The organism is Lentilactobacillus hilgardii (assembly GCF_009832765.1).
Lineage (GTDB): Bacteria > Bacillota > Bacilli > Lactobacillales > Lactobacillaceae > Lentilactobacillus > Lentilactobacillus hilgardii.
In genome coordinates, this window is the sequence record NZ_CP047121.1 from 1,305,892 (window position 1) to 1,327,316 (window position 21,425).

12 protein-coding genes, 15 tRNA genes, 3 rRNA genes and 1 other annotated feature are annotated in these 21,425 nt (G+C 42.5%); of the genes, 24 read left to right on the top strand and 6 right to left on the bottom strand.

Going from position 1 to position 21,425, the window contains the following annotated elements; genetic code table 11:
- The first annotated feature begins 13 nt into the window (after positions 1 to 13).
- On the top strand, positions 14 to 532 hold the full coding sequence (locus GQR93_RS06035) for an adenine phosphoribosyltransferase (RefSeq protein WP_187117448.1): 519 nt from the start codon (positions 14 to 16) through the stop codon (positions 530 to 532).
- A gap of 176 nt (positions 533 to 708) precedes the next feature.
- A tRNA-Ser gene (locus GQR93_RS06040) sits at positions 709 to 797 on the top strand.
- A 172-nt stretch (positions 798 to 969) separates the two neighbouring features.
- On the opposite strand, the gene GQR93_RS06045 is transcribed toward GQR93_RS06040, so the two are convergent.
- Positions 970 to 1,614 carry a VTT domain-containing protein gene (locus tag GQR93_RS06045; protein WP_003555313.1) on the bottom strand — a complete coding sequence of 215 codons (645 nt, stop codon included), beginning with the start codon at positions 1,612 to 1,614 and terminating at the stop codon, positions 970 to 972.
- Between the two features lie 209 nt (positions 1,615 to 1,823).
- Between GQR93_RS06045 and GQR93_RS06050 the strand changes: the two genes are divergently transcribed.
- From GQR93_RS06050 to GQR93_RS06135, 18 genes are all read left to right on the top strand, one after another.
- Positions 1,824 to 2,234 (top strand): CvfD/Ygs/GSP13 family RNA-binding post-transcriptional regulator, encoded by a 411-nt coding sequence (locus GQR93_RS06050; protein WP_159298723.1) that lies wholly within the window; start codon positions 1,824 to 1,826, stop codon positions 2,232 to 2,234.
- 339 nt (positions 2,235 to 2,573) lie between these two features.
- Positions 2,574 to 4,147, top strand: a 16S ribosomal RNA gene (locus GQR93_RS06055).
- 84 nt (positions 4,148 to 4,231) lie between these two features.
- A tRNA-Ile gene (locus GQR93_RS06060) sits at positions 4,232 to 4,305 on the top strand.
- A gap of 28 nt (positions 4,306 to 4,333) precedes the next feature.
- Positions 4,334 to 4,406 (top strand) — tRNA-Ala (locus tag GQR93_RS06065).
- Positions 4,407 to 4,581: 175 nt separating this feature from the next.
- A 23S ribosomal RNA gene (locus GQR93_RS06070) occupies positions 4,582 to 7,501 on the top strand.
- A gap of 74 nt (positions 7,502 to 7,575) precedes the next feature.
- Positions 7,576 to 7,692, top strand: a 5S ribosomal RNA gene (rrf, locus tag GQR93_RS06075).
- Together the 16S, 23S and 5S rRNA genes with 14 tRNA genes alongside form the textbook arrangement of a ribosomal RNA operon.
- A 6-nt stretch (positions 7,693 to 7,698) precedes the next feature.
- A tRNA-Asn gene (locus GQR93_RS06080) sits at positions 7,699 to 7,771 on the top strand.
- Positions 7,772 to 7,784: 13 nt separating this feature from the next.
- Positions 7,785 to 7,876: transfer RNA gene (locus GQR93_RS06085), tRNA-Ser, on the top strand.
- Positions 7,877 to 7,897: 21 nt separating this feature from the next.
- A tRNA-Glu gene (locus GQR93_RS06090) sits at positions 7,898 to 7,969 on the top strand.
- 4 nt (positions 7,970 to 7,973) lie between these two features.
- A tRNA-Val gene (locus tag GQR93_RS06095) sits at positions 7,974 to 8,046 on the top strand.
- A 14-nt stretch (positions 8,047 to 8,060) separates the two neighbouring features.
- Positions 8,061 to 8,134 (top strand) — tRNA-Asp (locus GQR93_RS06100).
- Positions 8,135 to 8,197: 63 nt separating this feature from the next.
- Positions 8,198 to 8,270, top strand: a tRNA-Phe gene (locus GQR93_RS06105).
- A gap of 5 nt (positions 8,271 to 8,275) precedes the next feature.
- A tRNA-Tyr gene (locus GQR93_RS06110) sits at positions 8,276 to 8,358 on the top strand.
- 4 nt (positions 8,359 to 8,362) lie between these two features.
- A tRNA-Trp gene (locus tag GQR93_RS06115) sits at positions 8,363 to 8,433 on the top strand.
- A 14-nt stretch (positions 8,434 to 8,447) separates the two neighbouring features.
- Positions 8,448 to 8,520, top strand: a tRNA-His gene (locus tag GQR93_RS06120).
- Positions 8,521 to 8,527: 7 nt separating this feature from the next.
- Positions 8,528 to 8,599: transfer RNA gene (locus GQR93_RS06125), tRNA-Gln, on the top strand.
- 21 nt (positions 8,600 to 8,620) lie between these two features.
- Positions 8,621 to 8,691, top strand: a tRNA-Cys gene (locus GQR93_RS06130).
- 33 nt (positions 8,692 to 8,724) lie between these two features.
- Positions 8,725 to 8,809, top strand: a tRNA-Leu gene (locus tag GQR93_RS06135).
- Positions 8,810 to 9,363: 554 nt separating this feature from the next.
- Here the strand turns inward: GQR93_RS06135 and GQR93_RS06140 are convergent.
- Both GQR93_RS06140 and GQR93_RS06145 read right to left on the bottom strand, forming a co-directional pair.
- Positions 9,364 to 10,101, bottom strand: a complete 738-nt coding sequence (locus GQR93_RS06140; protein ID WP_003553372.1) for an amino acid ABC transporter ATP-binding protein — start codon at positions 10,099 to 10,101, stop codon at positions 9,364 to 9,366.
- A complete protein-coding gene (locus GQR93_RS06145) occupies positions 10,098 to 12,248 on the bottom strand; it encodes an amino acid ABC transporter substrate-binding protein/permease (RefSeq protein WP_003553376.1) in 2,151 nt (716 codons plus the stop codon). The genes GQR93_RS06140 and GQR93_RS06145 overlap by 4 nt, the downstream gene beginning before the upstream one ends.
- A gap of 309 nt (positions 12,249 to 12,557) precedes the next feature.
- On the opposite strand from GQR93_RS06145, the gene GQR93_RS06150 reads away from it, so the two are divergent.
- Complete coding sequence (locus tag GQR93_RS06150) at positions 12,558 to 13,727, top strand: pyridoxal phosphate-dependent aminotransferase (RefSeq protein WP_003553378.1); 1,170 nt, start codon at positions 12,558 to 12,560, stop codon at positions 13,725 to 13,727.
- A gap of 83 nt (positions 13,728 to 13,810) precedes the next feature.
- Here the strand turns inward: GQR93_RS06150 and GQR93_RS06155 are convergent, their stop codons facing one another.
- The 3 genes from GQR93_RS06155 to GQR93_RS06165 all read right to left on the bottom strand — a co-directional run bounded on the left by GQR93_RS06155 (position 13,811) and on the right by GQR93_RS06165 (position 16,900).
- Positions 13,811 to 14,707 carry a matrixin family metalloprotease gene (locus GQR93_RS06155; protein ID WP_225430272.1) on the bottom strand — a complete coding sequence of 299 codons (897 nt, stop codon included), beginning with the start codon at positions 14,705 to 14,707 and terminating at the stop codon, positions 13,811 to 13,813.
- Positions 14,708 to 14,885: 178 nt separating this feature from the next.
- Positions 14,886 to 15,719, bottom strand: coding sequence for a 2-keto-4-pentenoate hydratase (locus tag GQR93_RS06160; RefSeq protein ID WP_003553382.1), 834 nt, complete (start codon positions 15,717 to 15,719; stop codon positions 14,886 to 14,888).
- Between the two features lie 302 nt (positions 15,720 to 16,021).
- Positions 16,022 to 16,263, bottom strand: a binding site (T-box leader).
- A 64-nt stretch (positions 16,264 to 16,327) separates the two neighbouring features.
- A complete protein-coding gene (locus tag GQR93_RS06165; protein WP_003553388.1) occupies positions 16,328 to 16,900 on the bottom strand; it encodes a sugar O-acetyltransferase in 573 nt (190 codons plus the stop codon).
- Between the two features lie 189 nt (positions 16,901 to 17,089).
- Here GQR93_RS06165 and GQR93_RS06170 point away from each other — a divergent pair, with 189 nt between their 5' ends.
- From GQR93_RS06170 to GQR93_RS06180, 3 genes are all read left to right on the top strand, one after another.
- Entirely contained in the window at positions 17,090 to 17,359 is a 270-nt protein-coding gene (locus GQR93_RS06170; RefSeq protein ID WP_003553390.1) for an ACT domain-containing protein, read from the top strand.
- Positions 17,360 to 17,373: 14 nt separating this feature from the next.
- Positions 17,374 to 18,717: a PFL family protein gene (locus GQR93_RS06175; protein WP_003553392.1), complete on the top strand. Its 1,344-nt coding sequence runs from the start codon at positions 17,374 to 17,376 to the stop codon at positions 18,715 to 18,717.
- 225 nt (positions 18,718 to 18,942) lie between these two features.
- Positions 18,943 to 21,333: a beta-glucosidase gene (locus GQR93_RS06180; RefSeq protein WP_187117451.1), complete on the top strand. Its 2,391-nt coding sequence runs from the start codon at positions 18,943 to 18,945 to the stop codon at positions 21,331 to 21,333.
- Positions 21,334 to 21,425 lie beyond the last annotated feature (92 nt).

Genomic DNA, 21,425 nt, shown 5'->3' on the forward strand with positions numbered 1-21,425 from the left:
AGGAAGAAAGAATATGTCAATCGATTTTTCTAAGTATATTGCGTCTTATCCCGACTTTCCGGAACCGGGGGTTCTATTCCGAGACATTTCACCAATGTTGGAGAACGGGGAAGTTTATCGCGCAGCTACCGATCAAATTGTTCAATTTGCAAAAGACCGAAATGTCGAAATGATCGTTGGACCAGAGGCACGTGGCTTCATTGTTGGTTGTCCTGTTGCTTACAAATTGGGTGTTGGTTTTTCACCTGCGCGAAAGAAGAATAAGCTTCCTGGTGAAACCATTGAAGAGAGTTATGGCTTAGAGTATGGGAAATCGTCCTTATACTTGCGTACAAACGCCGTTAAGCCTGGTCAAAGGGTTTTGGTAACAGACGATTTGTTGGCCACAGGAGGCACAATTGACGCGACAATTAGGTTGGTTGAAAAATTGGGCGGCATTGTTGTTGGGACTGCTTTCTTGATTGAATTAACCGAACTTAAGGGACGCGAAAAAGTTAAAGACTATGATTTCTTCACGCTTTTAAAATATTAGAAAATAAAAAGTGTCGTTAAGTCAACTTCTTTATGAGTTGAGCTTAACGACGCTTTTTATTAATAGGCAATGAGACTTGTTTTGGGCTTTGAATCCGCTAAGGGCTTTTAACATGACAATCACTGGAATTAATAATTTACAAGTGTCCTGACAATTGATATAATGTTATTTGTTGTGGAGAGTTGGCAGAGTGGTAATGCACCGGACTCGAAATCCGGCGAACCGGTTTTGCGCCGGCGCGCAGGTTCAAATCCTGTACTCTCCTTACTGCAGTAAGCATTGCACCACATAGTGAGTTAAACACTTGCTATGCGGTGCTTTTTTATTTTATTGGAAATCATGGCAAGCGAAGGAATGTGAGCATCGAAATTTTGCTGTTTCGTATATGAGTTATTAAAAAAGACCCATCTCCTTGAATTGAAGATAGGTCCTTTGAGCTATTTTTCGGGTGTCATTTTTGCTTTAATGAATCCAATACATGCCGGGATTAAAGAAATTATGACAATTCCTATAATCACCATTGAAAAGTTTTCTTTCACAATTGGAATGTTTCCGAAGAAATATCCGGCACCGCAACAGATTGCGACCCAAGCGATACAGGCAGAGACATTGTATTTGATGAATTTAGTATACGGAAAATCGCTTGTTGCTGAAACAAAAGGCATCAATGTTCTAATGATTGGCATAAATCTTCCAAGGAAGATTGCCATTGCACCATATTTATTAAAAAATGTTCGTGCTTTATCTAAGTCCTTTTCTTTGATAAACTTACCTAAGACTTTATGTCTAGGAATTAGTTCTCCGAATTTTTTTCCTAAATAGAAGTTTAAGGAGTCACCTGTTATTGAAGCAATTAAGAAAAGAGCGACAAATAATTCAATGTTTAATCCATAAGTTGCATTAGCAGCTAAAGCTGCCGCAGCGAATAGCAATGAGTCTCCTGGTAAGAACGGAAAGATAACAATTCCCGTTTCTATAAAAATGATTGCAAAGAGGATTAGATAAGTCGAATTTCCAAACGTGTTGACAATATTAATAAGATGATCATCGATGTGTAAGATAAAATCGATAAGGGTACTCACAGGATCATTCCTTTCGATTGATTTACATATGATTTTACCAAATTAATGTTGTTTTTTATAATTAAAGTTAGAGTTTAAACAAAAATCAATCTTTTGGATAGCTCTGTTTTATGTCAAAGGTGGTTAATGAAGTTGGTTAAAGTACTTTGAGAATTTTTGTGATCAAAAATCGTTAAACAGGATGTCATGGATCTGTTTAACGTTCGGACATGTTGAGAGTCATTTATAGGAGAGTGCTTGATTTGGGATTAAAAGTTGGTATGAAAGTTAAGGGTGTTGTCACCGGCATTCAGCCATATGGCGTTTTTGTTGATTTGGGAAATCAAAATCAAGGGTTGATCCATATATCGGAATGCCAATCAGGATATGTAGAAGATATCAATCAACTATTTAGCGTGGGAGAGATAGTCAGTTCTTTAATTATTGATATTGATGAATATACAGGGAAAATAAGTCTATCTACCAGGAGTAATTCGGTTAATTATGAGGTGTTTAAACAATCAGCAAATGGTCGGTTTTCAAACCACCACTATTGGACGAACTATCGTTTGAATATTGGCTTTTCGACACTTTCTAAACGACGTAGCGAATGGATGGAAGATGCAAAAGACTTTTTTTGACTGGATTTTTAAATTTGTACTTGACCAGCTTTCGAAATCTTGGTAAACTAGTTTTCGTTGCGTTAAAGCAATCGACTTTCAATGCCAAATTCAAGTTTTGTTTCTTTCAAAAAACTGCTTGCATTTCAATTGGAAATCTGATAATATTAAATAGTTGTCAAAAGCGATGAACAAGCGCTTTGATAGCCAAGTAGACCTTTGAAAACTGAACAAAATTTTCGACAAACAAATTGTGTAGGGTGCTTCGATTTTTGATCGAAGCCAATTAACAAATTGCGAAGTCAATTCGCTAGTAACAATAAAAAATAATCAATGAGTCACAAATGATCATTTTGATTTTAAGATGAGAGTTTGATCCTGGCTCAGGACGAACGCTGGCGGCGTGCCTAATACATGCAAGTCGAACGCGTCTTGGTCAATGAAGTTGAGTGCTTGCATTTAACTGATTTGACATTAAGACGAGTGGCGAACTGGTGAGTAACACGTGGGTAACTTGCCCCGAAGCGGGGGATAACATTTGGAAACAGGTGCTAATACCGCATAACAACAAAAACCACATGGTTTTTGTTTAAAAGATGGTTTCGGCTATCACTTTGGGATGGACCCGCGGCGTATTAGCTAGTTGGTGAGGTAATGGCTCACCAAGGCAATGATACGTAGCCGACCTGAGAGGGTAATCGGCCACATTGGGACTGAGACACGGCCCAAACTCCTACGGGAGGCAGCAGTAGGGAATCTTCCACAATGGACGAAAGTCTGATGGAGCAACGCCGCGTGAGTGATGAAGGGTTTCGGCTCGTAAAACTCTGTTGTTGGAGAAGAACGGGTGTCAGAGTAACTGTTGACATCGTGACGGTATCCAACCAGAAAGCCACGGCTAACTACGTGCCAGCAGCCGCGGTAATACGTAGGTGGCAAGCGTTGTCCGGATTTATTGGGCGTAAAGCGAGCGCAGGCGGTTTTTTAGGTCTGATGTGAAAGCCTTCGGCTTAACCGGAGAAGTGCATCGGAAACCGGGAGACTTGAGTGCAGAAGAGGACAGTGGAACTCCATGTGTAGCGGTGAAATGCGTAGATATATGGAAGAACACCAGTGGCGAAGGCGGCTGTCTGGTCTGCAACTGACGCTGAGGCTCGAAAGCATGGGTAGCGAACAGGATTAGATACCCTGGTAGTCCATGCCGTAAACGATGAGTGCTAAGTGTTGGAGGGTTTCCGCCCTTCAGTGCTGCAGCTAACGCATTAAGCACTCCGCCTGGGGAGTACGACCGCAAGGTTGAAACTCAAAGGAATTGACGGGGGCCCGCACAAGCGGTGGAGCATGTGGTTTAATTCGATGCTACGCGAAGAACCTTACCAGGTCTTGACATCTTCTGCTAACCTAAGAGATTAGGCGTTCCCTTCGGGGACGGAATGACAGGTGGTGCATGGTTGTCGTCAGCTCGTGTCGTGAGATGTTGGGTTAAGTCCCGCAACGAGCGCAACCCTTATTGTCAGTTGCCAGCATTTAGTTGGGCACTCTGGCGAGACTGCCGGTGACAAACCGGAGGAAGGTGGGGATGACGTCAAATCATCATGCCCCTTATGACCTGGGCTACACACGTGCTACAATGGACGGTACAACGAGTCGCGAAACCGCGAGGTCAAGCTAATCTCTTAAAGCCGTTCTCAGTTCGGATTGTAGGCTGCAACTCGCCTACATGAAGTTGGAATCGCTAGTAATCGTGGATCAGCATGCCACGGTGAATACGTTCCCGGGCCTTGTACACACCGCCCGTCACACCATGAGAGTTTGTAACACCCAAAGCCGGTGAGGTAACCTTCGGGGGCCAGCCGTCTAAGGTGGGACAGATGATTAGGGTGAAGTCGTAACAAGGTAGCCGTAGGAGAACCTGCGGCTGGATCACCTCCTTTCTAAGGAAAATTCGGAAACCTACACAATGTCGAAAGTTTTGTTTAGTTTTGAGAGGTCTACTCTCAAACACGGTTACGCTTTTTGGGCCTATAGCTCAGCTGGTTAGAGCGCACGCCTGATAAGCGTGAGGTCGATGGTTCGAGTCCATTTAGGCCCATCACCCGGCCTCATGACCGGCGTAACATGGGGAATTAGCTCAGATGGGAGAGCACCTGCTTTGCAAGCAGGGGGTCAGCGGTTCGATCCCGCTATTCTCCATTGACGCGTCAGCGTCAGAATTTGGTTCTTTGAAAACTAGATAATATTAATTTTCTGTAATTTATTGAATTGGATATAATCCAATTTCAACCGAGAACACCGCGTTATTTTGAGTTTGTTAACTAAGTAAAAAATCGCAAATACTCAATTAACTAAAGTATCCGTAGGATACTTAGGTTAAGTTATCAAGGGCGCATGGTGGATGCCTTGGCACTAGGAGCCGATGAAGGACGGGACTAACACCGATATGCTTCGGGGAGCTGTACGTAAGCTTTGATCCGGAGATTTCCGAATGGGGAAACCCAGCAGTTTTAATCGACTGTTACTGCTCAGTGAATTCATAGCTGAGTAGAGGTAGACGTGGGGAACTGAAACATCTCAGTACCCACAGGAGAATAAAGAAATTTCGATTCCCTCAGTAGCGGCGAGCGAACGGGGAACAGCCCAAACCAATGAGCTTGCTCATTGGGGTTGTAGGACTGAACATTTGAGTTACCAAAGTGATGGATAACCGAACAATCTGGGAAGATTGGCGAAACAGGGTGATAGCCCCGTAGGTGAAATCCAGCACCCTCAGTTCAGGATCCTGAGTACGGCGACACACGTGAAACGTCGTCGGAATCCGGGAGGACCATCTCCCAAGGCTAAATACTCCCTAGTGACCGATAGTGAACCAGTACCGTGAGGGAAAGGTGAAAAGCACCCCGGAAGGGGAGTGAAACAGTTCCTGAAACCATGTGCCTACAAGCAGTTAGAGCCCGTTAATGGGTGATAGCGTGCCTCTTGTAGAATGAACCGGCGAGTTACGGTTGCATGCAAGGTTAAGGTGTTAAAGCCGGAGCCGCAGCGAAAGCGAGTCTGAAATGGGCGTTGAAGTATGTTGCTGTAGACCCGAAACCAGGTGATCTACCCATGTCCAGGCTGAAGGTGCGGTAAAACGCACTGGAGGGCCGAACCCGTGTACGTTGAAAAGTGCTGGGATGAGGTGTGGGTAGCGGTGAAATTCCAAACGAACTTGGAGATAGCTGGTTCTCTCCGAAATAGCTTTAGGGCTAGCCTCGGACGTAGAATCATGGAGGTAGAGCCACTGTTTGGACGAGGGGCCCGTCATGGGTTACTAAGTTCAGATAAACTCCGAATACCATTGATTTTTATCCGGGAGTCAGACGATGAGTGATAAGATCCATCGTCGAAAGGGGAACAGCCCAGACCGCCAGTTAAGGTCCCTAAATATATGCTAAGTGGAAAAGGATGTGGAGTTGCATAGACAACTAGGATGTTGGCTCAGAAGCAGCCACCATTTAAAGAGTGCGTAATAGCTCACTAGTCGAGTGATCCCGCGCCGAAAATTTACCGGGGCTAAGCATATTACCGAGACTGCGGACCTGAACTTTGTTCAGGTGATAGGAGAGCGTTCTAAGGGCAACGAAGCCGGACCGCAAGGACCGGTGGAGCGCTTAGAAGTGAGAATGCCGGTATGAGTAGCGAAAGATCAGTGAGAATCTGATCCACCGAATGACTAAGGTTTCCTGGGGAAGGCTCGTCCTCCCAGGGTTAGTCGGGACCTAAGCCGAGGCCGCAAGGCGTAGGCGATGGATAACAGGTTGAGATTCCTGTACTAGTTGATGATGTTTGAGCGATGGAGGGACGCAGGAGGCTAAGTTGTGCATGCAGTTGGAAAGGCATGTTCAAGCCACGAGTCAGTCAAAGAGTCAAATGCTTTTTGGCGGGTTGACAAGTGGTGATGAGGACCGAAATTTAAGTAGGGAAGCAACCCACGTCACACTGCCGAGAAAAGCTTCTAGTGAGTCATCAACTACCCGTACCGCAAACCGACACAGGTAGTCGAGGAGAGAATCCTCAGGTGAGCGAGTGAACTCTCGTTAAGGAACTCGGCAAAATGACCCCGTAACTTCGGGAGAAGGGGTGCTGGCCACATGGCCAGCCGCAGTGAAAAGGCCCAGGCGACTGTTTATCAAAAACACAGGTTTCTGCAAAATCGTAAGATGACGTATAGGGGCTGACGCCTGCCCGGTGCTGGAAGGTTAAGTGGATGAGTTAGCTTCGGCGAAGCCCAGAAATGAAGCCCCAGTAAACGGCGGCCGTAACTATAACGGTCCTAAGGTAGCGAAATTCCTTGTCGGGTAAGTTCCGACCCGCACGAAAGGCGTAACGATCTGGGCACTGTCTCAACGAGAGACTCGGTGAAATTGAGATACCTGTGAAGAAGCAGGTTACCCGCGACAGGACGGAAAGACCCCATGGAGCTTTACTGTAGCTTGATATTGGGTGTTGACACAGCTTGTACAGGATAGGTAGGAGCCGTTGAAGCCGGAACGCTAGTTTCGGTGGAGGCATTGGTGGGATACTACCCTCGCTGTGTGAACACTCTAACCCGCGCCACTTAGCGTGGCGGGAGACAGTGTCAGGTAGGCAGTTTGACTGGGGCGGTCGCCTCCCAAACAGTAACGGAGGCGCCCAAAGGTTCCCTCAGAATGGTTGGAAATCATTCGACGAGTGTAAAGGCAGAAGGGAGCTTGACTGCGAGACAGACAGGTCGAGCAGGGACGAAAGTCGGGCTTAGTGATCCGGTGGTTCCGTATGGAAGGGCCATCGCTCAACGGATAAAAGCTACCCTGGGGATAACAGGCTTATCTCCCCCAAGAGTCCACATCGACGGGGAGGTTTGGCACCTCGATGTCGGCTCATCGCATCCTGGGGCTGTAGTCGGTCCCAAGGGTTGGGCTGTTCGCCCATTAAAGCGGTACGCGAGCTGGGTTCAGAACGTCGTGAGACAGTTCGGTCCCTATCCGTCGCGGGCGTAGGAAATTTGAGAGGAGCTGTCCTTAGTACGAGAGGACCGGGATGGACATACCGCTGGTGTACCAGTTGCGCCGCCAGGCGCACCGCTGGGTAGCTATGTATGGATGAGATAAACGCTGAAAGCATCTAAGTGTGAAACTCGCCTCAAGATGAGATTTCCCATTCCTATATGGAAGTAAGACCCCTGAGAGATGATCAGGTAGATAGGTTGGAAGTGGAAGTGCAGCGATGCACGGAGCGGACCAATACTAATCGGTCGAGGACTTAACCAAGTAGAAATGGTGTTTGAAGGCAGAAAATTAATATTAGCTAGTTTTGAGAGAACGAAGTTCTTTCAGGAAAATAGTGTGGTGGCGATAGCCAGAAGGATACACCTGTTCCCATGCCGAACACAGTCGTTAAGCTTCTGCACGCCAAGAGTAGTTGGGGGATCGCCCCCTGCAAGGGTAGGACGTTGCCACGCAATTATTCCGGCATAGCTCAGTTGGTAGAGCACCTGACTGTTAATCAGGTTGTCGACGGTTCGAGCCCGCCTGCCGGAGTTATTATTTAATTGGAGAGTTGTCCGAGCTGGCCGAAGGAGCATCATTGGAAATGATGTAAACGGGTAAAAGCCTGTTTCAAGGGTTCGAATCCCTTACTCTCCGTAACCGAATAATAAGTTTTATGACCCGTTGGTCAAGTGGTTAAGACACCGCCCTTTCACGGCGGTAACATGGGTTCAAATCCCGTACGGGTCATTATGGAGGATTAGCTCAGCTGGGAGAGCATCTGCCTTACAAGCAGGAGGTCACAGGTTCGATCCCTGTATCCTCCATCCCATAACAGCCTGGTTCGTTGGTCTAGTTGGTTAGGACGCCTGCCTGTCACGCAGGAGATCACGAGTTCGAGTCTCGTACGGACCGTTGTTATGTATTTGAAAACTGAATACACAACTTAGTATTATTATCTCTGTTAATGGTTTATTTGGCTCGGTAGCTCAGTCGGTAGAGCAATGGATTGAAGCTCCATGTGTCGGCAGTTCGATTCTGTCCCGCGCCATTTATGGAGGGGTAGCGAAGTCTGGCTAAACGCGGCGGACTGTAAATCCGCTCCTTCGGGTTCGGTGGTTCGAATCCACTCCCCTCCATCATAGGGATATAGTTTAATGGTAGAACTACGGTCTCCAAAACCGTCGGTGTGGGTTCAACTCCTACTATCCCTGTTAATAATACTATGGCGGTAGTGGTGAAGTGGTTAACACATCGGTTTGTGGATCCGACACGCGTGGGTTCGATTCCCACCTACCGCCCTTTGATTGGGTTATAGCCAAGTGGTAAGGCAACAGACTTTGACTCTGTCATGCGCTGGTTCGAATCCAGCTAACCCAGTTTGGGGTTAGCCAAAGTTTTGGCGGTATAGCCAAGTGGTAAGGCAGAGGTCTGCAAAACCTTCATCGTCGGTTCGAATCCGATTACCGCCTTTAACCATATAGTGGCCAATCAATTATTATTTTGCCGGAGTGGCGGAACTGGCAGACGCGCTGGACTCAAAATCCAGTGTCCGTTGAGGACGTGTGGGTTCGAACCCCACCTCCGGTATCTTGTACCATCATATGGAAACATGAATAAAAACAACGTTGAATATTTTTAATTCAACGTTGTTTTTTTACTTAAATAATTTTAGACCCTTCTTATCGGAGTCGATACAGCCCCAAAACTGTTCACTCGCCGCCATCTATAGTCGGCGAGTCAAAATATTAGAGTTCTAATCAACGTTGTGAGTAGAGCTCTTTTTGTTTTAATTTTAAAAGCATTCGGAACAACCTGTATGTTTTTAAAAGTTTCGATTAAGGACGTGATTTTTCTTATTAGGTTCGTCTAAGAGACCGTTTGAATATAAGCCATACAAGACATATCCTTCTTTCGCTAAAAACTTTGATGGTAGCTGGCTTTTTTTAATGAACAGACGGGAAGTGCCTATTTTATATATTCAATAACAATAAAAAAACTGTTGTTGGTAATAGATTAAATCTATTACCAACAACAGATATTGCAGGACCATCATCTGACCCGTTTGTGATTTATGACGTTACCTTTATATACTTATTAACAGCCATAGAAAGAGGAAATCATTTCTTTACGTTGCTTATATATTAAACATTCAAAATCTTATTTAAGAAATCCTGTAAACGTTCATTCTTAGGATGTTCAAATATTTGATCAGGAGTTCCTTGCTCTAAAATTTGCCCGTCATCAACAAATACGACTCGATCGGCGACTTCTTTAGCGAAACCCATTTCATGAGTGACCACAATCATCGTCATTCCCTTTTTAGCCAAATCTTTCATAACCTCAAGGACATCGCCAACCATTTCAGGATCTAGTGCTGAAGTCGGTTCATCGAATAACATGATGTTTGGATCCATTGCCAGAGCTCGAGCAATAGCAACACGTTGCTGCTGTCCTCCTGATAGTGATTGGACTCGTGCGTTAAACTTTTCTTCCAAGCCAACCGTGTTCAGTAAACGTTTGGCTTGTTCTGCTGCGGCCTGTTTGCTTTCTTTTTTTAACTCAACAGGTGCCAGCATAATGTTTTCACCAACGGTTAAATTGTTAAAAAGGTTAAAATGTTGAAATACCATGCCGATATTTTCACGAACCGTATTCATATTAGCGTTTTTATTAGCGATATCAACGTTGTCAATAACAACTGATCCCGATGTTGGTTCTTCAAGCTTATTCAGTGTCCGAAGTAGGGTGCTTTTACCCGATCCGGAGGGACCAATAATCACAACGACCTCATTATTTTGGACTGTCAAGTTGATGCCCTTTAACACTTTGTTTGTGCCAAACGTCTTCACTAAATTTGTCACTTTTACTTTTTCGCTCATACTTTTGTTCTCCTTTGAACCCAGTTGGACAACCAAGTTAATAACGTAATAATGATGAGATACATTAACGCAACAATCGTCCAAACTTTAAATCCTTCAAGATTTCTGGCGATAATAATTTTACCGGTTTGGGTTAACTCAAGTAAACCGATAATTGAAAGAATTGAGGTATCCTTTAAAGTGATGATGAATTGATTGATAAAAGATGGAATCATGATTCGAATTCCTTGAGGCAAAATAACCTTGCGCATAGACTTACCAAATGGCAAGCCAAGACTACGTGCTGCCTCCATCTGTCCGGGATCAACGGCTTGAATTCCGCCTTTAACAAAGGCTGCGATATAAGCACCTTCGTTAAATGTTAACGTCACAACACCAGCAACAAAAGCAGGTATTTTTTCGCCCGTTAGGCTTGGAATGCCGGTATAGATGAACAATGCCAACACAAGCAGCGGCATTCCCCGGAAGAGGTAAATGAGAATGCTTGATAACCAGTTGAAAAATTTGCCAGGAACGACACCCATTAGTCCAACAACAATCCCAAAAATAGTGGCGAAGAAAATAGAAACGACGGTTAGCCACATTGTTTCTTTTAATCCCGATAGTAAAGCACCTTGATTTTGCTTGATCAATCCAAGAAAAGTCCGATCTTCAGAACTGCCTGTTGATTTTGTCGTTGTTAGCGCATCGCTGCTCCCTAAATACTTAGCTTTAATATCATCATAGGTGCCACTGGCTTTTAAATCCTTAAGCCCATTATTAAAGGCAGCCAACAATGCTTTATTATGGCCCTTCTTAACGGCGAATCCATATGGTGCACTCTCAGCCGGTTTTGTGACAATCTTTAACTTGGTTCCCTGCTTAATAGCATATTGCATAACCGGATGATCTTCAAAACACGCTGCAGAATTCCCGGTTGTAACGTCCTGATACATATTGTTTGAGTCATCAAAGGTAGTGACCGTAAAACCATACTTCTTTTTTATGCTGTTAGCGTAATCTGCACCGGCCGTTCCGGTTTTTACAGCCACTTTCTTTCCACGTAATTGAGAAAGCGACTTTACCTTACTTTTTTTATTAACGGCCATCACAACTCCAGAAGTAAAGTAGGGATTCGAAAAATTAAATTGTGCTTTTCTAGCATTTGTAATTGACATGCCGGCAATAACACCATCAATTTGTCCTGATTCAACTGCTTGAACAGCTGCATTAAATCCCAGAGGCTTAATTTTTACTTTAAAGCCCTGTTCATTGGCAATCGCTCTAACTAAGTCCATATCGATACCAACGTATTTATTTTGTTTGTTTGCAAACTCAAATGGTGGAAACGTGACATCTGTACCGATCGTAAATGTTTTTCCTTTGACGGCTTGGTTAGCATTGCTGCCCAAATATTGACCAACAATTTTATCGTAGGTACCATTTGCCCTAATCTTTTTTAAACCAGCATTAAATTTAGAAACAAGTGCTTTGTGAGTACCTTTTTTAACGGCAAAACCGTACCAACCGGTGTTTGCTGGTTTAGTCACAATTTTTAATTTAAGTCCCTGTTTAATGCCATATTGCATGACCGGTTGATCCTCAAAACAGGCAACCGAATTTCCAGTTGTAACATCTTGATACATATTATCGGAATCATCAAAAGTTACGGTTTTAAAGCCATATTTTTTCTTAATGCTGTTGGCATAATCTGCGGCCGCAGTTCCTGTCTTTAACGCAACCCGTTTACCTTTTAATTGTTTAAAGTTCGTAATATGACTGCTTTTTGCGACGGCCATAACCACGCCTGTTTTATAGTAGGGGGTTCCAAAATCAAATTTAGCCTGTCTGTCTGGTGTGATAGTCATCCCAGCGATAACACCATCTTCTTGCCCTGACTGAACTGACTGCACGGCAGCATTAAATCCGACCGGTTTAATATGAACTTTAAATCCCTCTTCTTTAGCAATGGCGTTCATAATGTCAATATCAATACCAACATATTTGTTTTGCTTGTTTGCAAATTCAAATGGTGGGTAGGTAACATCTGTTCCAATTTGATAAGTTTTTGCCTGTGCCGCAATGTTTGAAAAAATAAGGCAAGTCAAAAAAGTCATCAAAAAGACAACCCATCTCTGGGCTTTTGACAATTTGTGGTTCATAATCATCCTCCTAATAATATGTAATAAAACATAACATAAAAATACAATAATGTGACCATTCTAGCAGAAATCTGTTTAAATGTATAGATTGATTGGCAATCGAATGAGACGGTCAGAGTTTATACATAAGGAAAAGATCATTTTTTAGAATGATTAAAAAATCGTTAAAACCACATTGACAATTATGGGGTATTTACTCATAATTAACTTTATATGTCTTGGGTAGGTGGGTCTTAAGTTTTTAACCTTATTACGTAAACAGGGCTATACATAAATGATCTAAATAAATGTGACATCATACTGGAGGAATTTAAGTTGAAATTTGCAGAATCAAATGTGCTTCAGGGACTTCCAAAACAATTTTTTGCTAACTTAGTGAAAAAAGTGAACGCAAAAATTGACACCGGAGCCGACGTGATCAACTTGGGTCAAGGGAATCCAGATCAACCAACACCGGATTTTATTGTAAAGGCCATGCAGGAGCAAACTGCTGTCCCTGATAATCATAAATATTCACAATTTCGCGGAGATCCGGCATTAAAGCGGGCAGCTGCCGATTTCTACAAAAGGGAGTATGGAGTTGAACTGAACCCTGATAAAGAAATCGCAATTTTGGGAGGCTCAAAGATTGGTTTGGTAGAGTTGCCATTTGCGATTTTAAATCCTGGCGATACTATGTTATTGCCTGATCCTGGCTATCCAGATTATCTGTCGGGTGTTGCCCTTGCGCAGGTGGATTTGTCATTAATGCGTCTCAAGGAAAAAAATAATTTCATGCCTGACTATCATGATTTGGATCCTCAAATTGTAAAAAAGGCCAAGTTGATGTATCTTAACTATCCTAATAATCCAACCGGGGCAGTCGCAACACCTGATTTTTTTGAAAGGACGGTCGCATTTGCCAATCAAAATCAAATTGGCGTTGTCCATGATTTTGCTTATGGCGCGATTGGTTTTGATGGTAAAAAGCCAATCAGTTTCTTACAAACACCCGGAGCGAAAGAAGTCGGTATTGAAACATATACATTCTCTAAATCCTATAATATGGCCGGATGGCGAATTGGATTTGCGGCCGGAAATGCCGATATGATCGAAGCCATTAACTTATTGCAGGATCACCTATTTGTTAGTGTTTTTCCTGCAATGCAGAAAGCTGCCATCACGGCTTTAAATAGTGACCAGCATACCGTTAGGGATTTGGTGGCCCTATATGAAAAAAGAAGAAATCAATTCTTTACGGCTGCTCGCTCAATCGGGTGGGAACCATATCATTCCGGTGGATCTTTTTACGCGTGGATGCCGGTTCCAGAAGGCTATACAAGTGAGTCCTTTGCAGATCTATTATTAGAAAAAGCGGCAGTTGCTGTAGCTCCCGGAAACGGTTTTGGTGATGGTGGTGAAGGATTTGTTCGTGTAGGATTATTAATTGACGAGCCAAGGTTTACAGAGGCCTGCCAACGAATTAAAAAACTTGGGTTGTTTTAAAGGTTTTTAGCTTGGTAAATTGCGGTTAATAATAAAGAGATCAGTGACAAGTCGCAAGTTGGCTTGTCCTGATCTCTTTATTATTACCAATAGTCTAGTTGTTTAGCTAATTTGGCTCTATTTAAATCACGCTGAGAAATCTGAGCTGTTTCTGTGCCATCCAACCCGGTTGATGATCGTTGAATTGGTCGTTTCCACAAATACTTTGTAATAACATTTCCATCGCTGGTAGGCGCAAACATTAAGTCACTTTGATAAGCTGTATGGTCCAGACCAAGGGTGTGGCCAAGTTCATGGGCAATCACACCTGTCCAGTATTGTTCAATCGACATCTGGGAGGCTATAGACGGCTTCATATAAGCAGTGGGGTATTTAGGATCATTAAAATGGGCTCTGTCCACGTAGATCTTTCTTCCATTAAATAGCCCATCCCAATTGTCCTGACCAGCGTTACCGAAACTAATGGTTAATGTGTGTGTTCTTTGAGATCCAATTTTAAAGACAACTGTGTCCAAAGCGTTATTCCACTTATTTGCTGCTATCTTTATCAAAGGTAATAATCTATTTGAAGTTGTATAAATAGTTGCTGTATTAGATTTAAACATTGCTTTTGGTGAAAAATGAAAAACGTTATATGAAACGTCAAACAACTTCTCGTTTTTAAGATAATCGGTATGAGACAAAGATAAAATTAATGGATCCGGATTCATATCCGGCGTTTCCTTGATTAATTTTGCAATCGAATGAGCAGACAAACGATTCTTTTGATTAGTTGACGTTTTAGTACCGTCAAATTGTTGATTAACGGCTATGTAACCGTTCTTTGGTATATTTTCAGCACTTGAATGGATGGTCTTAGGCGCATTGAACGCTGGATTTAGCGGATTTGCGCCCACGTCCTGATTGGTAGTCAAGATGGTAAGACAAAGCGAAAGCATTGTTGCCATCAGTAACAATAGTGTGCATCTAATTTGCTGCATGTGGTTTTCCTTTCACTGTTACATATAATTGTCTTAAATATAGCATATATATGAAGATGACATCTTGTTAATGCACGACTTAATAAAAAATTGGGCAAATAAAAAACACTGTCAAAATTGACAGTGTTTTTTATTTTTATCAATTATCATCATTCTAGTTAACGCAGTGATAGACAAGTTAATCTTTCAATACATTCAAGAAAACGGCACCAAGTCCTTGATCAAAGGTTGCTTTCCATTCGCCATCGGTTAAAGATTCAGGTAAGAGGAAAGTACCGCTTGATACGCGTTGACCTGCTTGTAGCGGTTGACCTTGATCCTCCAGCTTTTTAACCAACCAATGAAGTGAGTTTAAAGGATTACCAAGTACTTCTGATGACGCACCGTCCTTTAATTTCTGACCATTGTGGAAGAGCTGACATGTGACATTTGCCAAATCATCGACGTGATCGAATAAACGGGTGGCCTCTACTTCTTGGCCATAAACGACAAATCCACCAACTGCCGCATCTGCCATTACCATATATTTGGATAAGCTTGGGAACCAATCGCTAAAGCGTGAATCAGGTACTTCGACGGCAGGGGCGACCTTGGTTTTCTTCAATAAATCCTCAAGAGAATCTTTACTGCTAAGGGGTTCTTTAGCTGTAAACAGCATCTCTACCTCTGCTAACGGTTCCATTAACTCTGCTCGATGTAACGTGACTGGCGACTGGACAAAGTGACTTTTAACTTGTGCGCCATATAATGGGGAATCCGAATCAAACATATCTTGAGTCTGCTTACTGGTCAGCGATACTTTATAACCGCCAACTTCCTCACTTTTGAGTTCGGTAAATCGTTTTTGAACCCGGTATGCGGTTGCTTCATCGGTAACAACGTCTTTCCAGTCTGACTCCTTTAACGCTCTATGTGATTGATAGGCGTTGAAAAGTTCCTTTGCAAATGCGTTTTCCTTTGCTGATAATTCTAATGTAGCTTGTTTTTGTGTATCCATAAGCGTGACCTCCATAAATTTAGTTGATTTGTTTGTCCTCGCTTATAAGATTTTGTGAGGACAAATATGTGTGGGTAATAATACAGTGTGAAACTATGTCGTTAAAAATGAAAGCTATGTTAAATCTAATATGTTTAAAACTCGATGGTGCATTATGTTGTAAAAAGTTTAAGTTGCTAACAGCCCCTAAGTGACTAATCTGACCTGGATTATCGTTAGAGTTGCTAATGTCCGATTTCATATGTCCTCACCACCTTTAACTCTTTCTTCATTAAAATCCAACAAAAAACGTCCTTTAATTACCCAATCATTGGTAATTAAAGGACGTTTTAGCGCGGTACCACCTTATCTTTATAACCTTATTACTAAGGCTATCTCACACGTACAGTAAAAATTACGATACGCTGACATAATAATGGGTGCTCCCAATGCAACCTACTAAAAACATTTGGCTACATAGCTCGGAGATGATGATCATTTTATATCGTAAATTGCTTCTCACCAACCAGCAACTCTCTGATTACAACTACAAAATGACGTTTCTCTTCATCGCTTTTTCTAATGTGAATTTAATGATTGTCATTAATTTACACCCAGTTTTTAATAATGTCAACACTGTTTTTTTATTTTTGAAATTTATTTGGATTTTCGCGTAAAATGCGTGCGGGATTGCCAGCGATAATCACATTATCGCCAAATGATTTTGTCACTGTTGAATTTGCACCGACAATCACATTGTTTCCTAATGTCACTCCCGGGAGGATGACGGATCCGCCGCCAACCCAAACATCATCTCCAAGTGTAACCGGTTTGCCAAGCCCGGTGAAAGCCTCTCGTCCGGCTGGATCAAGCGGATGATAGGCTGAATAAATTTGAACATGCGGTGCCAACATGCAGTGATTGCCAATTGTAACGGGAGCAATATCCAAAATAACGTTATCATAATTGCACATAAAGTTATCACCGACATGAATATTGTAACCAAAGTCACAACGAAAATTTGGCTGGACCCATGGACTTTTCCCAACGGAGCCAAATAACTGGCGGATCAATTGTTCTTTTTCCTTACCAGCTGTATCGTCCAATTCATTCATCATTTTACATAAACGACGGGCTTTTGTTTCCTCTGAAGCTAATTCCGGATCCATGATGTTATAAGGTTCGCCGGCTAAAAATTTTTCCTTTTCTGTCGCCATTATTTTTCCACCTTTAATCTAGTATATTGATATAAAAACATTATATCATATTCATCAGTATCAATTGATGCAATTAAAATTGGTACTGATGAATTTAAAAATTAAAACCTGATTGATGAACTTCTCATTTTCGGGTATTATTAATGAAATGCGATAATCTCAACGGATGAGATGAAAGGATGAATTTGGATGAAAGCAGTTATCACGGTGATTGGTCACGATCAGATTGGAATCGTTGCCAAGGTATCACAAAAATTAGCAACATTGAAAGTAAATATTACTGATATTTCTCAAACATTAATGCATGGAGATTTTACAATGATGCTAATGGGAGAGTGGCGTGAATCGGAAGTTGATTTTGAGACCATTAAAAGGGGATTAACTGAATTAGGATCCGAAACAGGGCTGGATATCCATATTCAACGCCAAGAATTATTTGACGCCATTCAAAAACTATAGGAGGTTAATTTGAAATGGAAACCAAGCAAATATTAGAAACCATTCAAATGGTCTCCGAAGAAAAATTGGATATTCGAACGATCACAATGGGAATTTCATTGTTTGATTGTATTGATAGTAGCGGTGAGAAAGCCCGTCAAAAAATTTATGACAAGTTGACTAGCAGCGCAAAAGATCTTGTTAAAGTTGCCAATCAAATCGAATCTGAATATGGTATTCCAATTGTCAATAAGCGACTTTCAGTGACACCGATTTCAATGATTGCCGCTGCGTGTCACGACGATAACTATGTCGCATACGCCGAAACGATGGAAAAGGCTGCTCAAACGTTAGGCGTTGATCTGATTGGCGGCTTTTCGGCTTTAGTTCAAAAAGGTTACCAAACCGGTGATAAAAAATTAATTGCTTCAATTCCGGAAGCGTTGAATGAAACAACGCGGGTTTGCGGATCTGTCAATGTTGGATCAACCCGTGCCGGTATTAACATGGATGCGGTCAAACAGATGGGGCAGGTCGTCAAGCAGTTGGCGGCGATTGATCCTGTGAGCTGCATGAGTCTTGTCGTTTTTGCCAATGCAGTTGAGGACAATCCATTTATGGCAGGTGCTTTTCATGGTGTTGGCGAGGCCGATAAAGTCATTAACGTTGGCATTAGTGGACCGGGAGTTGTGAAACGGGCTCTGGAAAAAGTCCGTGGTGAGTCAATTGATATTGTTTCGGAAACCATTAAAAAGACGGCTTTTAAAGTAACCAGGATGGGACAGTTTGTTGGAAATGTGGCTGCAGAACGCTTAAATGTGCCATTTGGTATTGTCGATCTTTCATTGGCTCCAACGCCAAGTCAAGGTGATTCGGTTGCTGAGATTTTAGAAGAAATCGGACTGCAAAGCGTCGGTGCACCTGGCACAACGGCTGCATTGGCCTTGCTAAACGATGCGGTTAAGAAGGGTGGCGTTATGGCCTGCGAGCATGTAGGCGGCTTGTCAGGAGCATTCATTCCGGTTTCAGAGGATAGCGGTATGATCAAGGCTGTCGAACATAGTAACTTGAACATAGAGAAACTTGAAGCAATGACTGCGGTCTGTTCAGTTGGCTTGGATATGATTGCAGTTCCCGGTGACACGCCTGCTGAAACCATTAGCGGTATGATTGCCGATGAGGCGGCTATTGGGGTAATTAATAACAAGACAACAGCGGTCAGAGTTATTCCGGCAACCGGGAAAAAGGTTGGCGAAAAAATTGATTTTGGTGGCCTTTTTGGGTACGCACCTGTTATGCCTGTTAATTTAAACAGTCCTGCTAAAATGATTAACAGGGGCGGACGAATTCCAGCACCAATTCATTCATTTAAAAACTAAAAGTCATCTATTTCGGATAGGATTATGTCGAAACGGATTGTTAAAAAGTTGGGGCAAAATGTTCCGGCTTTTTTGTTTGTAATCGTTTTAAATGTATGATATAGCCTTTTTAGGTAAATGTTGTTCCCCTGCCATCACAATCACTTGATGGAGGCATATTTTAGATATTTAAAAGGATGTGATGGTATATTAAGGTCAAAAGTGATCACGGAACGGAGGCATTTTATGAAATCGTCTGAGGAGCCATTGACTAATCGTTTGAGCAAGTTATCATCGACGGATTTGATTAAATTAACATCCGGTGAGGACTTTTGGCACTCTTCGTCACTAATCGACGATCATATTCCTAATTTTCGAATGAGTGATGGACCAAATGGTTTAAGGTATCAGGCTGATAAAGGGGATGCTTTGGGAATCAACAACAGTGTGCCCAGTACCTGTTTTCCGACTGCAAGCGCTATTGCCTGTACATGGGATCCAGAGCTGATTAAGCGCATGGGTCGGGCAATTGGTCAAGAAGCACGTAGCTTAAATGTTGATATGGTTCTTGGCCCCGGCATCAATATTAAACGAAATCCCTTATGTGGTCGAAACTTTGAATACTTCAGCGAAGATCCATATTTAGCCGGGACTATTGGTGCTGCGTGGATAAAAGGGTTGCAATCCCAAGGGGTTGGTGCCTGCGTTAAGCATTTTGCGGGCAATAATCAGGAGAATGACCGACTGCGATCAGATTCGCTTATTGATCAAACCGCTTTGCATGAACTATATTTGGCGGCCTTTCAGATTGCTGTGACAAGGGCCCAACCCGAAGGAGTCATGTGTTCTTACAATAAGGTGAATGGTACCTACGCAAGCGATAATCCATACCTTTTAACGACGGTCTTAAGACAGCAATGGCGATTTAAAGGAAGTGTGATAACTGACTGGGGCGCGTTAAATAATAAGATTGCCAGTATTAATGCCGGTACGGATTTAGAAATGCCATCCAGTAATCACTTATTTGATAAACAGGGTTTGGCAGGATTGAAGACTGGCCAACTTCAGAACAAAGCTTTATATCGTGCAGCCGAAAATGTCATCAAAATTGCCGAAAAGAAACGACCTGTGTTTAAAGGAGACCGGTCGGCATTATTAAAGGAAAGCGGTCAACTTGCACAAAAGATTGAAGAAAGTGCAGCTGTTTTATTAAAAAATGATAATCAGGTGTTGCCAATAAAATCAAGTGACGAGGTAGCTGTCATTGGTGAAATGGCAGCTCATACCAGATATCAGGGGGCTGGATCATCCCATATCAATCCACCCGAGTCAGTTACAATCCTTCAAGGACTGGATCACATGGGCGTTCATTATCAGTATCAGCAAGGTTATTCACTTTCTAATCAAAAATCGGATCAGTTCATTACAAGTGCCGTGGCGCTTGCTAAAAAGGCTGACAAAGTTATTTTTGTAGCCGGGTTGCCGGAAAATGACGAGTCGGAGGGCTTTGATCGAAAAAACATGCAGCTGCCTGTTATTCAAAATGTGTTAATTGATAGAATTGCGGCAGTTAATCCAAATGTCATTGTTTTGTTGGTAGCTGGGGCACCGGTCGAACTACCATGGTTAAAGGATGTGAAAGGCGTGTTAAACCTTTATCTTGGCGGTCAATATGTCGGCAATGCTGCAGCAAACTTATTACTGGGGAAGGTGAATCCCTCTGGGAAATTGGCTGAAAGTTACCCGATTAACTACATGGATGTCCCTTCTGCAGAAATCTATGATCATAATCCTCAATCTGTCGGGTATGCGGAAAGTGTTTATGTTGGTTATCGCTATTATGAAAAATCAGGTACCCCGGTTGCTTTCCCGTTTGGCTATGGGTTGAGCTATACAACGTTTAAAATTAGCCGGATTGAAATAGATACCGATATGATTCGAGAGAGTCAATCAATCCACGTGAAAGCGGATATCACAAACACGGGCAATGTCGATGGTGCTGAGGTTATCCAGGTTTATGTAGGAAATGAGAAAGATCGGCCTTTAAAACCGCTAAAAGAATTAAAGGGATTTAAAAAGGTCGTGATAAGAGCCGGTCAGACCAAATCAGTGACAGTTGAATTGCCGGCACAGGCCTTTTCTGAGTGGTGTGATGCCTCCCAAAAATGGCAATTACCTTTGGGGCACAAGTTTATTATAATTGGTGATAGTTCGAATAATGTCGTATTTTCAACGAGAATTCAATCAAAAGGGATTTCTTTTCCTGATAAGAAAAATTTACCGATTTGGTATTCAAAACCACAGGATAAACCAACGCTTGCGGATTTTTCTAAAATGAGTGGACTGGAAATTAAAAAGCAAGTGGTTCCAAAGCCTGGTCAATATACAAAGTTAAATACACCCAGGGAATTATCAATGCATTCTTTTATTATTCGAAAAATGATTAAGAGAATGAAAGAAGCTCGGCTAAAAGGTATTTCCGATCCAAACAGCGCAGCAGTTAAATTTGAGGAAACGATCATAATGGATTCACCATTAATTAGGTTGGCTCAACAATCAGAAGGAAAGCTGTCATTGAAAACGGTCGATAAGTTGGTTGAAATTGCGAACCGCAGATATATTAAGGCGCTTTTGTAATTAAAAAGATTAGTTGCTGGCAGTTTCCTGCTTTTTAAGATCATTGCAAAAAATGAAACGATAAAACAATAAACAGCTTAATGTCATCTGTT

What these genes read in the sequence shown, in the direction of transcription:
- GQR93_RS06035 (WP_187117448.1), top strand. Translation starts at nt 14, where the DNA reads ATGTCAATCGATTTTTCTAAGTATATTGCGTCTTATCCCGACTTTCCG.
- GQR93_RS06050 (WP_159298723.1), top strand. Translation starts at nt 1,824, where the DNA reads ATGTTGAGAGTCATTTATAGGAGAGTGCTTGATTTGGGATTAAAAGTT.
- GQR93_RS06140 (WP_003553372.1), bottom strand. Translation starts at nt 10,101, where the DNA reads ATGAGCGAAAAAGTAAAAGTGACAAATTTAGTGAAGACGTTTGGCACA.
- GQR93_RS06145 (WP_003553376.1), bottom strand. Translation starts at nt 12,248, where the DNA reads ATGATTATGAACCACAAATTGTCAAAAGCCCAGAGATGGGTTGTCTTT.
- GQR93_RS06155 (WP_225430272.1), bottom strand. Translation starts at nt 14,707, where the DNA reads ATGCAGCAAATTAGATGCACACTATTGTTACTGATGGCAACAATGCTT.
- GQR93_RS06160 (WP_003553382.1), bottom strand. Translation starts at nt 15,719, where the DNA reads ATGGAGGTCACGCTTATGGATACACAAAAACAAGCTACATTAGAATTA.
- GQR93_RS06165 (WP_003553388.1), bottom strand. Translation starts at nt 16,900, where the DNA reads ATGGCGACAGAAAAGGAAAAATTTTTAGCCGGCGAACCTTATAACATC.
- GQR93_RS06170 (WP_003553390.1), top strand. Translation starts at nt 17,090, where the DNA reads ATGAAAGCAGTTATCACGGTGATTGGTCACGATCAGATTGGAATCGTT.
- GQR93_RS06175 (WP_003553392.1), top strand. Translation starts at nt 17,374, where the DNA reads ATGGAAACCAAGCAAATATTAGAAACCATTCAAATGGTCTCCGAAGAA.
- GQR93_RS06180 (WP_187117451.1), top strand. Translation starts at nt 18,943, where the DNA reads ATGAAATCGTCTGAGGAGCCATTGACTAATCGTTTGAGCAAGTTATCA.